The organism is Streptomyces sp. NPDC005435, assembly GCF_040703155.1.
In the GTDB taxonomy this organism is placed as follows: domain Bacteria; phylum Actinomycetota; class Actinomycetes; order Streptomycetales; family Streptomycetaceae; genus Streptomyces.
The window spans coordinates 91,368-105,317 of the sequence record NZ_JBEXEQ010000002.1 but is presented as its reverse complement, the minus strand read 5'-3'; the positions used below and the strand labels follow the sequence as shown (position 1 = coordinate 105,317).

The following is a 13,950-nucleotide window of genomic DNA, read 5'->3' as shown; positions in this document are numbered from 1 at the left end:
CGGCTGCCACCTTCACGTTCGCCTCGCCGTTCGGAAGAGCACTTCGTTTCGCTTTGCCTGATCTGCCTGATCCGCATCAGTTCTGCATCAGTAGCGAAGTCGCCACCGCGACGGTGCGGTGCTCCCCGCTTTGTGGACGTGCCACACCAACGGAGTCAGGACGTCCCCATTCCGGGTAGTTCCAGCCGTCGCGAGCCGCGCTTGCGCTGCCTGCCCGCGAAGGAGCCTGCCCATGTCGATGATCCGCGACCTGCGCGCCGTGGTCCGCCCGTCGTCCCGTCCGACCCTGCGCAAGGAGACGACGCCCGCGTACGACACCACGCGTGACCCGGCCACCCCGTCGGCCATCGTCGACTGCGCGGTCTACCGCGACGGCACCCGCGTGGAGAGCGACAAGCCGCTCGGCCCGCAGGAGGCGATGCGTCAGGTCCGGCGCGACGGCGGGTTCGTGTGGATCGGTCTGCACGAGCCGAACGAGGCCGAGTTCGCCGGGATCGCGAACGTCTTCGGGCTCCACCCGCTGGCCGTGGAGGACGCGGTGCAGGCGCACCAGCGCCCGAAGCTGGAGCGCTACGACGACTCCCTGTTCACGGTGTTCAAGACCATCCACTACGTCGAGCACGACCGCCTCACCGCCAACAGCGAGGTCGTCGAGACGGGTGAGGTCATGTGCTTCACCGGCCGGGACTTCTTCATCACCGTCCGGCACGGCGGCCAGGGCTCGCTGCGGGCGCTGCGCCACCGCCTCCAGGACGACCCGGAGCTGCTCGCCAAGGGCCCCTCGGCCGTGCTGCACGCCATCGCCGACCACGTGGTGGACGGCTACCTCGCGGTCGCGGACGCCGTGCAGGACGACATCGACGAGGTGGAGACCGAGGTCTTCTCCCCCGGCCGGGGCGGCGGCGTCTCGCGCGGTGTCGACTCGGCGCGCATCTACCAGCTCAAGCGCGAGGTGCTGGAGTTCAAGCGCGCGGTCGCCCCGCTGCTGCGCCCGATGCAGCTGCTGAGCGAGCGGCCGATGCGGCTGATCGACCCCGACATCCAGAAGTACTTCCGTGACGTCGCCGACCACGTGGCCCGGGTGCACGAGCAGGTGGTCGGCTTCGACGAGCTGCTGAACTCCATCCTCCAGGCCAACCTGGCGCAGGCGTCCGTCGCGCAGAACGAGGACATGCGCAAGATCACCGCCTGGGCCGCGATCATCGCCGTGCCCACCATGGTGTGCGGGGTGTACGGCATGAACTTCGAGTACATGCCCGAGATCCACTGGCGGTACGGCTACCCGGTGGTCATGGCCGTCACGGCCGTCCTCTGCCTCGGCATCCACCGCACGCTGAAGCGCAACGGCTGGCTGTGAGGCGCGCCGGCGTGCGGTGAGCGCGCCGGGGCCGCCGTGCCCGCGCCCGGCCGGGGCCGTCTCCGCCCCTGGTTAACCTGGGCGCATGACTAGCGAGCTGCCCGGCCAGGACCTCTTCGACCAGGCCCTCATCGAGGAGGCCACCAAGAAGTCGGGGCTGATCTGGGTCCGGGGGGCCGAGGTCGCCGCCGCGCGCCCGCTGTGGCACGTGTGGCACGAGGGCGCCGCCTGTCTGATCGGGGACGGTCCCGGTGAGCAGCCGCTGCCCGGTCTCACCGACGGCGGCCGGGCCGAGGTGACGGTGCGGAGCAAGGACAAGGGGGGCCGGCTGGTGAGCTGGCCCGCGACCGTGCACGCGCTCGCCCCGGGTTCGCCCGAGTGGGAGGCGACGGTGGCCGAGCTGAAGGGCAAGCGGCTCAACGCCCCCGACAGCGAGACGATGACGGAGCGCTGGGCCCGCGAGTGCCGTGTGGTGCGCCTGGTGCCGACCGGCGCCGTGGAGCCGCCGCCCACCGGCAGCCTGGCCGCCCCTCCGCTGCCCACCCCGGCGACCACCCGGCAGCCGATCCCGGCCGCGCTGCCCAAGCTGCTGTCGCGGCGCCGCAGGAAGGGCTAGGGCCTGCCGTCACCTTCCCGTCGTCCGCCCGGAGGCCCCGCAGACGGGAAGGTGACGACACCCCCTAGGACGCGGGCAGGCTGCTGCCGTAGTCCACGGTTTCCGACGCGGGCGGTTCGGAGAGCCGGAAGTCCTTGCCCCACTCGGAGAAGGTGAGCGTGCCCGCCCGGCCGGCGCGTACCAGGCGCAGCGGATAGGGGGTGCCCTCCAGCGACACGTCGAGGGTGCCGCCGAGGCCGCCGTCACCGGTGACCCGGATGGTGCGGATGCCGCCCTGCTCGTGGTGTCCGGCGGTGGCGAGCTTGCCGTGCAGGGGCAGCAGCCCCGACATCAGCACGTCCTTCTCGGTGAAGCCGATGAACTTCTTGTACGCCGCGTCCGTCTGAGGGACCTTCACGTACTTGCCCTGGAGCTTGGAGGCCGCCGAGGCGTCCCCGGCCCGCTTCCAGAAGCCGGCGTCGGCCTTCAGATACAGCTCCTCGCCGACGCGCAGCAGCCGGAACGCCGACCCCTTGGCGGTGACCGAGCCGCTGGCGCCGCCCGCCTTGAGCCGGACGTCCAGCCGGTAGGTGTCCTTGCCGGTGACCACCGTGCCGGCCAGGTGGACGTCCTTCGCCGCGTCCGCCGCCGCGCGGGCACGCGACTGGATCGTGTCCGGGGGCAGCTTGCCGACGCCGTTCGTGCCCGCGTCCGGATCGTCGCCGCAGCCCGTCAGCACCATGGCCGCGAGGGCCAGGACGCACGCGCCGAGCGCGGTACGGCGGCGGGCGGGGGTCCGGGAAATCGCGGTCACAGGTGGGGCTGCCTCTCTGACGTTCCGAACGGCGTACGGCAGCGTACCGGGGGCTTTGGGCGGCGACGGAGCGAGTCCGTCCGGACCGTCCGCCAAGGCGTGTCCGATCGGTACGGGCTAGCCTGAAGCGCACGCGAGTCGGCAAAACCGAGCAATTCAGACCCCGTTCCGCACACCCTCCCCCGCCACTTCCCCGCCTCTTCCCCGCGTCCCCCCGCATCCCCACGCATCCCCACGCAAAGGAAGCGAAGCCATGGCAGCCGGTGCTCCCCGGATCTTCGTCTCGCACCTGGCCGGGGCTCCCGTGTTCGACCCGACCGGCGACCAGGTGGGCCGCGTCCGCGACCTCGTCGTCATGCTGCGCGTCGGGCGGCGGCCCCCGCGCGTCCTCGGTCTGGTCGTCGAACTGTCCAACCGGCGCCGTATCTTCCTGCCGATGACCCGGGTGACCGGACTCGACTCCGGCCAGGTCATCTCCACCGGGGTGGTCAACGTGCGCCGCTTCGAGCAGCGGCCCACCGAACGGCTGGTCTTCGGGGAACTCCTGGACCGGCGGGTGACGCTGGTGGAGACCGGCGAGGAGGTCACCGTCCTGGACCTGTCCGTGCAGCAGCTCCCGGCCCGCCGGGACTGGGAGGTCGACCGCGTCTTCGTACGCAAGGGCAGGAAGGGCGGCGCCTTCCGGCGGGCCAAGGGCGAGACGCTGACCGTGCCGTGGTCGGACGTCACCGGGTTCTCCCTGGAGGAGCACGGGCAGGGCGCGGAGAGCCTGCTCGCCACCTTCGAGCAGCTGCGCCCGGCCGACCTGGCCAACGTGCTGCACCACCTCTCCCCCAAGCGCCGTGCCGAGGTCGCCGCCGCCCTGGACGACGACCGGCTCGCGGACGTCCTGGAGGAGCTGCCCGAGGACGACCAGATCGAGATCCTCGGCAAGCTCAAGGAGGAGCGCGCCGCCGACGTCCTGGAGGCCATGGACCCCGACGACGCGGCCGACCTGCTCGGCGAGCTGCCCGAGGAGGACAAGGAGCGCCTGCTGAGCCTGATGCAGCCCGACGACGCGGCCGACATGCGGCGCCTGATGTCGTACGAGGAGCACACGGCGGGCGGTCTGATGACGACGGAGCCGATCGTGCTGCGCCCGGACGCCACCGTCGCGGACGCCCTCGCCCGGGTCCGCAACCCCGACCTCTCCCCCGCGCTGGCCGCGCAGGTCTACGTCTGCCGCCCGCCCGACGAGACGCCGACCGGCAAGTACCTGGGCACCGTGCACTTCCAGCGGCTGCTGCGCGACCCGCCGTACACCCTGGTCAGCTCGCTCATCGACGACGATCTGCAGTCCCTGGAGCCGGACGCCACGCTGCCGGTCATCGCCGGGTTCTTCGCCACGTACGACATGGTCGCCGCGCCCGTGGTGGACGAGTCCGGTTCACTGCTCGGCGCGGTCACCGTGGACGACGTACTGGACCACATGCTGCCCGACGACTGGCGCGAGACGGAGTTCCATCTGGACGGCGCGGTGGAGCAGGGAGCCGCGAGCCATGGGGGCTGAGCGCGACGGGAGCCGGGACGGCGGCCGCGAGCGCTCCCCGGCGGGCGCCACGGCCACCGCGCGCCCCCGCGTGCCCCGCCTGGACCAGCCGCGCCCGCCGCGCCGCCGGCTGCTGCCGGAGTGGGACGCGGAGGCGTTCGGCCGGCTTTCGGAGCGGATCGCCCGGTTCCTCGGCACGGGCCGCTTCCTGGTCTGGATGACGGTCGTCATCATCGTCTGGGTGCTGTGGAACATCGCGGCGCCGGCGGTGGTGCGCTTCGACCCGTACCCGTTCATCTTCCTGACCTTGATGCTCTCCCTCCAGGCGTCCTACGCGGCCCCGCTGATCCTGCTCGCGCAGAACCGGCAGGACGACCGCGACCGGGTCAACCTGGAGCAGGACCGCAAGCAGAACGAGCGGTCGATCGCGGACACCGAGTACCTGACGCGGGAGATCGCCGCGCTGCGCATGGGTCTCGGCGAGGTCGCCACCCGCGACTGGATCCGCTCCGAGCTGCAGGACCTGATCCGGGACCTGGAGGAGGAGCGGCGCCACGACGGCCATCCGTCCCGTATCGCATTCCCGGCGGAACGGGCGGAACGGCCGTCCGGACGTGACGCAGACGACCGCTGAGGCGCTACGCGACGGCACCACCCCGCGCCGTACCATCGACCTTATGGCTATGGAAGACGCGGTGCGCGAGGCACTGGCGACGGTGAACGACCCCGAGATCAACCGACCGATCACCGAACTCGGCATGGTCAAATCGGTGGAGATCGGCGCGGACGGCGCGGTCGCGGTCACGGTGTACCTGACGGTCTCCGGCTGCCCGATGCGCGAGACCATCACCGAGCGCGTGACGACGGCGGTCTCCCGTGTCGCCGGGGTCACCCGCGTCGACGTCGCCCTGGACGTGATGAGCGACGAACAGCGCCGGGAGCTGGCCAACGCGCTGCGCGGCGGCCAGGCCGAGCGCGAGATCCCCTTCGCCAAGCCGGGCAGCCTCACCCGGGTGTACGCGGTCGCCTCCGGCAAGGGCGGTGTCGGCAAGTCCTCCGTGACGGTGAACCTGGCGGCCGCGATGGCCGCCGACGGGCTGAAGGTCGGTGTCGTGGACGCCGACATCTACGGCCACAGCGTGCCGCGCATGCTGGGCGCGGACGGCCGTCCCACCCAGGTCGAGAACATGATCATGCCGCCGTCGGCGAACGGCGTGAAGGTCATCTCGATCGGCATGTTCACCCCGGGCAACGCGCCGGTCGTCTGGCGCGGCCCGATGCTGCACCGCGCGCTCCAGCAGTTCCTCTCGGACGTGTACTGGGGCGACCTGGACGTCCTGCTGCTCGACCTGCCGCCGGGCACCGGTGACATCGCGATCTCGGTGGCCCAGCTGATCCCGAACGCGGAGATCCTGGTCGTGACGACCCCGCAGCAGGCGGCGGCCGAGGTGGCCGAGCGCGCGGGCTCGATCGCGGTGCAGACGCACCAGAAGATCGTCGGCGTGGTCGAGAATATGTCGGGGCTGCCCTGCCCGCACTGCGGCGAGATGGTCGACGTGTTCGGCACCGGCGGCGGCCAGAGCGTCGCCGAGGGCCTGACCCGCACCACGGGCGCGACGGTGCCGGTCCTCGGCAGCATCCCGATCGACGTACGGCTGCGCGAGGGCGGCGACGACGGCAAGCCGGTCGTCCTGACCGACCCCGAGTCCCCGGCGGGCTCGGCGCTGCGCTCCATCGCGGGCAAGCTGGGCGGCCGCCAGCGGGGCCTGGCGGGGCTGTCGCTGGGGATCACGCCCCGCAACAAGTTCTAGACCGCGGGAAGCGACGGGGGCGCCGGGAAGGAATCGGCGCCCCTTTGTCATGCGTACGGCCGTGTCACGTCACGCGGCCGGCGCCGTCACGCGTACGGCGTGTCGCGTACGGCGTGTCGCGGGTCAGGCGTACGCGCCGATGTCCTTGACCACCGCGAAGCCGAGGCCGTACGCGCTCATGCCCCGCCCGTAGGCGCCCAGGTGGACGCCGGAGCCGGTGGAGCCGGCCAGCACCCAGCCGAACTCCGACTCCCGGTAGTGGAAGGGCGTGGCCACGCCGTCCACGGGCAGGGAGAGCATGGACCACTCCTCGCCCTGGAGGTCGTCGGCGAGCGCCCAGGCGGTCTCGGTCTGCTGGTCCAGCCAGTCGTCGCGCAGGGTGTGGTCCATCTGGCCCGGCCAGGTGACCGACAGCAGGCCCACACCGGCCAGCCAGGCCGCCGAGGAGACCGAGGTGGCCTCCAGGAGCCCGGTGCCGTCCGCGCTGCGCCGGGAGGGGTTCACCGGCACGGTCACCACGACCGCGAACTTCTCCCTGGCCTCGTCGGCCGCCGAGGCGCTGTACTCGCCCAGCACCGAGGGCTCGTCGCCGTGGCCGATCGACCCGTGCTCCACGGCCCCGTCGGCCGCCGTGCCGACCTGCATCAGCCAGCGGGCGCCCGTGAACGCCTCGTCCAGGCCGTACCACGGGAAGGGCGCCCGCAGATAGCCGTCGACCGATCGGTGGCCGGACGGGCCCCGCTGTCCGCCCGCCGCGGCCGGCGTCTTCGCGCCCACCCGACTCGTCGTCTCCATGCCCGGACGCCTCCTCGCTCTCGTCGGACCGGGGCTGCCCGCCCCCCTTCGGGCGTACGCGCCCGGTCCGCACAACAACTCGGCAGCATATCCACACCACCGGGAGCCGCCGGGAAACCGCCCTGCTCCCGGGGCGTGCGGGAAACGGGCCGACGCGATGGGCGGCAGGTACACGCCGTGGAACGGGCCTCGCGGGGCGGATACGGCCGCGTGTCGCGCGGTGGGCCGTACGGGTGAGACGGGGCTCGCTACGGGTGGGCCGTACGGGTCAGGTGGCGTCGGCGTCGAAGGGCGGGCGCTCGTCCGGGGCCGGCGTGTCGGGACGCTTGGTCATGTCGGGCCGCTTGGTCATGTCGATCCGCCCGGCCGAGGATGCCTGCGGGGCGGCGGGTACGGCCGCGCCGTGGCCGTTGACCGAGTCCGTGAGGTCGGTCATCTCGCGCTTGAGGTCGAAGCCGCTGCGGATCTCCTGGAGCCCCAGGTCGTCGTTCTCCAGCTGCTTGCGCAGGAAGGTCTTGGGGTTCAGGTCCTCGAACTCGAAGTCCTTGAACTCCGGGCCCAGCTCGCTGCGGATGTCGCTCTTGGCACTGTCCGAGAACTCGCGGATCTTGCGAATCGTCCGCGTGACGTCCTGGATGAGCTTGGGGAGCTTGTCCGGACCGAAGACGAGCACGGCGAGGACGATGAGCGTGACCAGCTCAAGCGGCCCTATGTCATTGAACACCTGAAGCTCCTTGGGATGTCCTCGGTCGCTCAACGGTACCCGGCGCGGTCGGCGGTCCGGTACCGCGCCGGGTGAGACTTCGGTCAGTTCCGCCCTGACGCCCCCAGGACGAGGGACACGGTGTGCCGGGCCCCGGCGCGTTCGACGGTGAGACGGAGCCGGTCGCCGGGGCGGTGGGCGCGGATTCTCACGATCAGCTCCTCGCCCGAGTGGACCCGGTGGCCGTCCACCGCCGTGACGAGGTCGCCCGCCTTGAGCCCGGCCCGGTCGCCGGGTCCGCCCGGCTGCACGGCGGGGCCGCCGGTGCCGCCCCTGGCGGAGACGCGGGCGGCGTCGCCGGTGTAGTCCATGTCGAGGGTGACGCCGATGACGGGGTGGGTGGCGTGCCCCTTGTCGATCAGCTCCTCGGCGACCCGTCGGGCCTGGTTGGCCGGGATGGCGAAGCCGAGGCCGATGGAGCCGGCCTGGCTCCCGCCGGAGTCCGTGTCGCTGTCGGCGGAGCGGATGGCGGAGTTGACGCCGATGACCTGGGCGTGGGCGTCGAGGAGCGGGCCGCCGGAGTTGCCGGGGTTGATCGGCGCGTCGGTCTGGAGCGCGTCGACGTAGGAGATGTCGCTGCCGTCGCCCTTCTCGCCGCCCGCCGTGATGGGGCGTTCCTTGGCGCTGATGATGCCGGAGGTGACGGTGTTGGCCAGGTCGAAGGGGGCGCCGATGGCCACGACCGGGTCGCCCACGCGGACGTCGTCGGAGTCGCCGAGCGGCAGCGGGGTGAGGCCGCTGACCCCGCTGACCTGGACCACGGCGAGGTCGTATCCGCTGTCCCGGCCGACGACGCGGGCCCGGGCGGTCTGGCCGCCGCTGAACGTCACGGTGATCTCGCCGCCGGCGGAGGCGGGCGCGACGACGTGGTTGTTGGTGAGGATGTGCCCCCGGGTGTCGAGCACGAACCCGGTGCCGGTGCCGGCCTCGTGGTCGCCGCTGACATGCAGGGTGACGACACTGGGCAGCGCCCGCGCGGCTATCCCGGCCACACTGTCCGCCGCCCGCCCGGCAGGCACCTTCCCCGCCCCCGGCAGATGCACGTCCCCGATCCCGGCCCGCTCCAACGCCGCCCCCGCGAACCCCCCGAGCCCCCCGGCCACCAGCGCGACAACAACCCCCCACCCAACCAACCCCCGCCACCGCGGCCCCGGCCCGCCAGCACCGGTCTGCTGAAGGGGCGCGTGCGGTACGGCCCAGGGGTCGTAACGGGCCCAGGGGTCGGGGTGGGGCGGTTGGGGGTGGGGCTGGGTGGGGGCGGGGGGCTCGGCGTGGGCGTAGGGATCGGTACCGGCGAGCGGCTCGACGCCGGCGTACCGCTCAGCACGGGGGTACGGCTCGGCGCCGGCGTGCGGCTGGGCCTGGACCGCCGGGTCCGGCAGGGCCTCGGCGGCGGTGTACGGCGCCTGCGGGGGCACGAGGGGCGTCCCGTGGGCGGGCGTCACTCCGGGGCCCTGGAAGGGCGGAGCAGGCGCCCAGGGGCCGGGTTCGCCGTAGGGCGGGGTGCTGTAGGGGTCGGGGTCGTGCAGGGGGGTGGGACGGACGGGCGCGGTACGGGCCGGCGCGTACGCGCGCTCGTCCAGCGTCTCCGGTCCACGCCCCGGCACGACCAAGTCCCCTGACTCCGCCGCACACGCCGGTACGACCGGGAAGTCCCCCGGCTCTGCCGAACGCGTAGGCACGACCAGCCCATCCGGCGACTCCGCCGCACGCGCCGACCCGGCCGGCCCGTCCACCGGCTCCCATCCCGGCACAACCGGCCCATCCACCAGCGCCGCCTCCCGCACGAGCCCGTCAGGCCCGTCCACGGGCTCCGGTCCACGCGCCGGCACGACCAGCCCATCCACCGGCTCCGCCTCCCGCGCGGACCCGACCGGAGAGCCCCCCAGCCGTTCCGTACCCCCCACCACGCCCCCGGCACCCGGCCCGGCAGCCGAAGAAGCCTCAGGTTTCGCGCCGTCAAGCCCAGCCGCAGGCGCCCCGGTCAGGAAGTCCTCCCGGCGGGCCGCGCCCCCCACCACGCCACCGGTATCCGGCCCGGCGGCCGGAGAAGCCTCGGGTTCCGCACCGTCAAGCCCAGCCGCAGGCGTCGGCCGTTCCTCCCGCTCGTCCTTCGGGACGTACGGCGGGTTGCCCTCGTTCATGCTCTCCCCACGGCTGGTCGCGGCCGCGTGTCGGTGGTGGCCGCGGAAGTCGATCCCCTGGCGGTGCCCGGGGTGAAGCGGTCCGGGCACGGCTTCACAGGATTCAACCAGGTTCGCCGCAGGGCGCGCAGGGGGTGGTCAGGGGGTCTGCTGGACGGGGGCGGGGGCGGCCGAGGGGCCGGGGACGGCGGCCCAGCTCGCCGTGGGGGCGGCCGAGTTGGCGGAGAAGGGGGTGATCTCGTCCAGCGGGCGTATCAGCGGGGTGCCGGCCGCCGAGGGCGCCTGCGGCAGGGCGAGGGCGCGCGCGGTGTCCTGGACCCGCCCGTCGGCCGGGGACGGTACGCCGGGCAGCAGGGGCGCGGAGACGGAGGTGGGCACCGCGGGGGCCTGGCCGAGCTGTCCGGCGCCCTGGGCGAGCAACGGGGCCGTGGCGCGACGGCGCTGGGTGTCGGGCGCGCTGCCCGTACCCGGCGTGCCGGTGCCGGTGCCCGCCGAGCGGGCCGGCGCCACGTTGCTGCCCGCGCCGGAGCCGCCCCGCGCGTCGGCCGTGAGGTCGCCGGGAAGGGCGCCGCCCACACCGCCGAGGGCGACGGCCGCGAGGGAGACCGCACCGGCGGCGGCGACCGCGAAGCGCAGCCCGCGCGAGGCGGACCGCTCGCCCACGGGGTGGATACGGAAGCCCTGCTCCTCGGGGGCGGCCGCATGGGCCGGGACGTAACCGAAGGCGAACCGGTCGGGGTCGGAAACACCGAAGACCCCGGTGTCGGGGCCGGTGCCGAAGGTGCCGCCGGGCAGCCGGTCCCCGGTGTCGGGTCCGCCGCCGGGCAGTCCCTGGAGACGGGCGAGGAAGCTCTCGGAGGGCGGCGGCGGGGCCGCCTGCGCGAACACGTTCTTCAGCCGCCGCTGCGCCTCCGCCTCCGCCTTGCACCGGCCACAGGTGGCCAGGTGCGCGAGGACGCGCTCACGCGTCTCATGACCGAGTTCTCCGTCGACCAGGGCGGAGAGCCGGTCCCCCAGATGCTGTTCCGCGAGGTGTGCCGTCGCGGGTTCGGGCCGGGATGCGCTCACGCGGGCGTGCCCCCTCCCCCCAGTGCGGGCACCGGGGCCATGAAGGAGCGGCGCTCGGCCCGGCGCGCCTCGGGCGAGCGGTGGGCCAGCGCCTTGCGGAGCTGGGAGCGGCCGCGGTGGATACGGGAGCGGACGGTGCCGAGCTTCACGCCGAGCGTCGCGGCGATCTCCTCGTACGACAGCCCCTCGATGTCGCACAGCACGACGGCCGCGCGGAACTCGGGCGCGAGGGTGTCCAGGGCCTGCTGCACGTCCGCGTCGAAGTGCGCGTCGTTGAAGACCTGCTGGGGGGTGGGCTCACGGCTGGGCAGTCGCTCGGCCGCGTCCTCGCCGAGGGCGTCGAAGCGGATGCGCTGCTTGCGCCGGACCATGTCCAGGAACAGGTTGGTGGTGATCCGGTGCAGCCAGCCCTCGAAGGTGCCGGGCGAGTACGTCGACAGGGAGCGGAAGACCCGGACGAAGACCTCCTGGGTGAGGTCCTCCGCGTCGTGCTGATTGCCCGTGAGGCGGTAGGCGAGCCGGTAGACCCGGCCGCTGTGGGTGCTGACGATCTCCTCCCAGCTGGGCGGAGTCCACGCCTGTGCGTCCGCGTCGGTGGCGAAGGTCGCGGTCTGGGAGTCGCCCGCGGCGATTCCGGCGGGACGGTCAGCAGCGGTGTCGGTCACGGATTTCGGCCTGCCCGACCCGAGAAAGCGCCGCAGCACTCCTCCCCGGTCCCCGGGCGCGGCCGCACCTCCCCTGTCGGCTCTGGTGGTGTCCAGTGGAGCCCCTACCATAGCCACCTCGCCCGTTAGCTCCGGATAAGCGGTTTTACGAGAATTTGACGCGCGCCGCCCCGGGTCATCCGGCTGCGTGCGCACGTGTTCCGCACCCTGCGTCACCGTTCGCCCCCCGTCGCGTTCCACCGGTCCGGCCGCGTGCCGGCTCTTCCTGTTGAACGCTCGGTCCCATCTGCGGGTTCCCGCCCCCAACGGATACAGTCACGCCGAGGCAATCACGGGGACAGGAGAGGGCCATTACCGGCAACCGGCAGACGAGCTGGGCGTTCGCCGACGCCTTTGTCGCCGAGGACGAGCCGCTGCTCTGGGCCCGCGACCGGGCCCGGGACGCGGGGCTGCGCTCGGTGACGCCCAGCACGGGTGCCGCGCTGCGGCTGCTCGCCGCCTCGGTGGACGCGAAGGCGGTCGCCGAGATCGGCACCGGCTGCGGCGTGTCCGGCATCCATCTGCTGTACGGAATGCGCCCGGACGGGGTGCTCACGACGGTCGATCCGGAGCCGGAGCACCAGCAGTTCGCCCGGCAGGCCTTCCGCGCCTGCGGCTTCGCCAGCAACCGGGCCCGGTTCATCCCCGGCCCCGCCCTCGACGTACTGCCCCGCCTCGCGGACGCGGGCTACGACCTCGTCTTCTGCGACGGCGACCGCCTGGAGTACTCCAGCTACCTCGCTGAATCGTTGCGGCTGCTGCGCCCCGGCGGACTGGTGGTCTTCGAGGGCGTCTTCGCGGGCGGCCGTACGGTCGGCTCCGGCCCGCAGCCGACCGAGGTGCTGCGCCTGCGGGAGCTGCTGCGCACGGTGCGCGAGAGCGAGGAGCTGGTGACCTCGCTGCTGCCCGTGGGCGACGGGCTGCTCTGCGCCGTCAAGCGCTGAACCGTCCCCGAGGCCGGGGGCCGAACGCGATGGCCCCGGCACCGCGAACGGTACCGGGGCCATCAGGAGATCGGGAACGCGTCAGACGACGACCTTCTTGAGGGCGTCGCCGAGCGCCTCGGCCTCGTCAGGGGTCAGCTCGACGACGAGTCGACCGCCGCCTTCGAGCGGAACGCGCATGACGATGCCCCGCCCCTCCTTGGTCACCTCGAGCGGGCCATCACCCGTCCGCGGCTTCATGGCCGCCATGCTCGTACCCCTTCCTGAAACCAGGCTCATCGTCTGCCGACGACCCCACGGAGGGCACCCGCGGTCCAGGAGGGACACGCGACACCGGCATCGAACACATTGCTTCCCAGCCATTATCCCGCATCGCAGGACCCGATGACCAACATCGGTCGGCATCGCTTGGGCAACGCGCGCGAGCAAAACCACCCAATTCGGGGATGTGCCTGCGATACTTCGCCGCCGCGCGGACGGTGACCGGGCGACTCCGTACCGGTTTTCTTTGACGCAGGTCACACGGACACCCGGGCCCGGGGACGGCGATCTCCGCCATGCTGTCCTCGGACAGGGGCGTACCGACCGGTACGTCACAGCCGCGACACCGGAGGGGACGCGCCATGGCCGACACCGTGCTCTACGAGGTGAACGACGGGCTCGCGACGATCGAGCTGAACCGTCCCGAGGCGATGAACGCCCTGGACATCGCGACCAAGAACGCCCTGCGCGAGGCTGCGGAGGCGGCCGGCTCCGACCCGGCGGTACGGGCGGTGCTGCTGACGGCGGCGGGCGAGCGGGCCTTCTGCGTGGGCCAGGACCTCAAGGAGCACATCGGGCTGCTCGCCGCCGACCGGGAGTCCGGCTCGGGGCAGACGATGAGCACGGTCAAGGAGCACTACAACCCGATCGTGCGGGCCCTGGTGGACGCGCCGAAGCCGGTGGTCGCGGCGGTGAACGGGGTCGCGGCCGGGGCCGGCTTCGGCTTCGCGCTCGCGGCGGACTACCGGCTGGTCGCGGACACGGCGTCCTTCAACACCTCCTTCGCTGGGGTCGCGCTGACCGCCGACTCGGGCGTCTCCTGGACGCTGCCCCGCGTGGTGGGCCCCGGGCGCGCCACCGACCTGCTGCTCTTCCCGCGCTCCCTGACCGCCCAGGAGGCGCTGGAGCTGGGCATCGCGAACCGCCTGGTGCCCGCCGCCGAGCTGCGCGCCGAGGCCGAACGGGTGGCGCGCAGGCTGGCCGAGGGCCCGACGGTGGCGTACGCGGCGCTCAAGGAGTCGGTGGCCTACGGCCTGACGCACTCCCTCGCCGAGACCCTGGAGAAGGAGGACGAGCTCCAGAGCCGCGCGGGCACCTCCGAGGACCACGCGATCGCGGTCCGGGCGTTCGTGGAGAAGCGGAAGCCGGAGTACCTGGGCCGCTGA

Annotated in this window: 14 protein-coding genes; 7 read left to right on the top strand and 7 right to left on the bottom strand. The window is 73.1% G+C overall.

What is annotated here, in order from left to right; genetic code table 11:
- The first annotated feature begins 232 nt into the window (after window positions 1-232).
- Both AB0898_RS03525 and AB0898_RS03520 read left to right on the top strand, forming a co-directional pair.
- A complete protein-coding gene (locus tag AB0898_RS03525; RefSeq protein ID WP_366801142.1) occupies window positions 233-1,357 on the top strand; it encodes a magnesium and cobalt transport protein CorA in 1,125 nt (374 codons plus the stop codon).
- An 85-nt stretch (window positions 1,358-1,442) separates the two neighbouring features.
- Window positions 1,443-1,973, top strand: coding sequence for a hypothetical protein (locus AB0898_RS03520; protein WP_366801141.1), 531 nt, complete (start codon window positions 1,443-1,445; stop codon window positions 1,971-1,973).
- Window positions 1,974-2,037: 64 nt separating this feature from the next.
- Here the strand turns inward: AB0898_RS03520 and AB0898_RS03515 are convergent, their stop codons facing one another.
- Window positions 2,038-2,766 (bottom strand): hypothetical protein, encoded by a 729-nt coding sequence (locus tag AB0898_RS03515; RefSeq protein WP_366801140.1) that lies wholly within the window; start codon window positions 2,764-2,766, stop codon window positions 2,038-2,040.
- A 253-nt stretch (window positions 2,767-3,019) separates the two neighbouring features.
- Here AB0898_RS03515 and AB0898_RS03510 point away from each other — a divergent pair, with 253 nt between their 5' ends.
- The 3 genes from AB0898_RS03510 to AB0898_RS03500 are packed head-to-tail and all read left to right on the top strand — an operon-like array spanning window position 3,020 to window position 6,105.
- Window positions 3,020-4,315, top strand: coding sequence for a magnesium transporter MgtE N-terminal domain-containing protein (locus AB0898_RS03510; protein WP_366801139.1), 1,296 nt, complete (start codon window positions 3,020-3,022; stop codon window positions 4,313-4,315).
- Window positions 4,305-4,928, top strand: coding sequence for a DUF1003 domain-containing protein (locus AB0898_RS03505; RefSeq protein ID WP_366801138.1), 624 nt, complete (start codon window positions 4,305-4,307; stop codon window positions 4,926-4,928). Before AB0898_RS03510 ends, AB0898_RS03505 begins: the two co-directional genes overlap by 11 nt.
- A 43-nt stretch (window positions 4,929-4,971) precedes the next feature.
- The gene (locus AB0898_RS03500; RefSeq protein WP_366801137.1) at window positions 4,972-6,105 is read left to right on the top strand and encodes an Mrp/NBP35 family ATP-binding protein; all 1,134 of its coding nucleotides are present in this window, start codon (window positions 4,972-4,974) and stop codon (window positions 6,103-6,105) included.
- A gap of 123 nt (window positions 6,106-6,228) precedes the next feature.
- Here the strand turns inward: AB0898_RS03500 and AB0898_RS03495 are convergent, their stop codons facing one another.
- The 5 genes from AB0898_RS03495 to sigE form a co-directional block, all read right to left on the bottom strand.
- The gene (locus AB0898_RS03495; protein ID WP_366801136.1) at window positions 6,229-6,900 is read right to left on the bottom strand and encodes a hypothetical protein; all 672 of its coding nucleotides are present in this window, start codon (window positions 6,898-6,900) and stop codon (window positions 6,229-6,231) included.
- A gap of 268 nt (window positions 6,901-7,168) precedes the next feature.
- Window positions 7,169-7,624, bottom strand: coding sequence for a sec-independent translocase (locus tag AB0898_RS03490; protein WP_366801135.1), 456 nt, complete (start codon window positions 7,622-7,624; stop codon window positions 7,169-7,171).
- 83 nt (window positions 7,625-7,707) lie between these two features.
- Window positions 7,708-9,807, bottom strand: coding sequence for a trypsin-like peptidase domain-containing protein (locus tag AB0898_RS03485; protein WP_407078285.1), 2,100 nt, complete (start codon window positions 9,805-9,807; stop codon window positions 7,708-7,710).
- Window positions 9,808-9,945: 138 nt separating this feature from the next.
- On the bottom strand, window positions 9,946-10,875 hold the full coding sequence (locus AB0898_RS03480; protein WP_366801134.1) for a zf-HC2 domain-containing protein: 930 nt from the start codon (window positions 10,873-10,875) through the stop codon (window positions 9,946-9,948).
- Window positions 10,872-11,651 carry an RNA polymerase sigma factor SigE gene (sigE, locus tag AB0898_RS03475; protein WP_366801133.1) on the bottom strand — a complete coding sequence of 260 codons (780 nt, stop codon included), beginning with the start codon at window positions 11,649-11,651 and terminating at the stop codon, window positions 10,872-10,874. The genes AB0898_RS03480 and sigE overlap by 4 nt, the downstream gene beginning before the upstream one ends.
- 173 nt (window positions 11,652-11,824) lie before the next feature.
- On the opposite strand from sigE, the gene AB0898_RS03470 reads away from it, so the two are divergent.
- On the top strand, window positions 11,825-12,523 hold the full coding sequence (locus AB0898_RS03470; protein ID WP_366801368.1) for an O-methyltransferase: 699 nt from the start codon (window positions 11,825-11,827) through the stop codon (window positions 12,521-12,523).
- Window positions 12,524-12,604: 81 nt separating this feature from the next.
- Here AB0898_RS03470 and AB0898_RS03465 read toward each other — a convergent pair whose 3' ends face one another.
- Entirely contained in the window at window positions 12,605-12,772 is a 168-nt protein-coding gene (locus AB0898_RS03465) for a DUF3117 domain-containing protein (protein ID WP_018544333.1), read from the bottom strand.
- 374 nt (window positions 12,773-13,146) lie between these two features.
- On the opposite strand from AB0898_RS03465, the gene AB0898_RS03460 reads away from it, so the two are divergent.
- Complete coding sequence (locus tag AB0898_RS03460; RefSeq protein ID WP_366801131.1) at window positions 13,147-13,950, top strand: enoyl-CoA hydratase-related protein; 804 nt, start codon at window positions 13,147-13,149, stop codon at window positions 13,948-13,950.

Coding starts and splice junctions, on each gene's coding strand:
- AB0898_RS03525 (WP_366801142.1), top strand. CDS start 233: ATGTCGATGATCCGCGACCTGCGCGCCGTGGTCCGCCCGTCGTCCCGT.
- AB0898_RS03520 (WP_366801141.1), top strand. CDS start 1,443: ATGACTAGCGAGCTGCCCGGCCAGGACCTCTTCGACCAGGCCCTCATC.
- AB0898_RS03510 (WP_366801139.1), top strand. CDS start 3,020: ATGGCAGCCGGTGCTCCCCGGATCTTCGTCTCGCACCTGGCCGGGGCT.
- AB0898_RS03505 (WP_366801138.1), top strand. CDS start 4,305: ATGGGGGCTGAGCGCGACGGGAGCCGGGACGGCGGCCGCGAGCGCTCC.
- AB0898_RS03500 (WP_366801137.1), top strand. CDS start 4,972: ATGGCTATGGAAGACGCGGTGCGCGAGGCACTGGCGACGGTGAACGAC.
- AB0898_RS03495 (WP_366801136.1), bottom strand. CDS start 6,900: ATGGAGACGACGAGTCGGGTGGGCGCGAAGACGCCGGCCGCGGCGGGC.
- AB0898_RS03485 (WP_407078285.1), bottom strand. CDS start 9,807: ATGAACGAGGGCAACCCGCCGTACGTCCCGAAGGACGAGCGGGAGGAA.
- sigE (WP_366801133.1), bottom strand. CDS start 11,651: ATGGTAGGGGCTCCACTGGACACCACCAGAGCCGACAGGGGAGGTGCG.
- AB0898_RS03465 (WP_018544333.1), bottom strand. CDS start 12,772: ATGGCGGCCATGAAGCCGCGGACGGGTGATGGCCCGCTCGAGGTGACC.
- AB0898_RS03460 (WP_366801131.1), top strand. CDS start 13,147: ATGGCCGACACCGTGCTCTACGAGGTGAACGACGGGCTCGCGACGATC.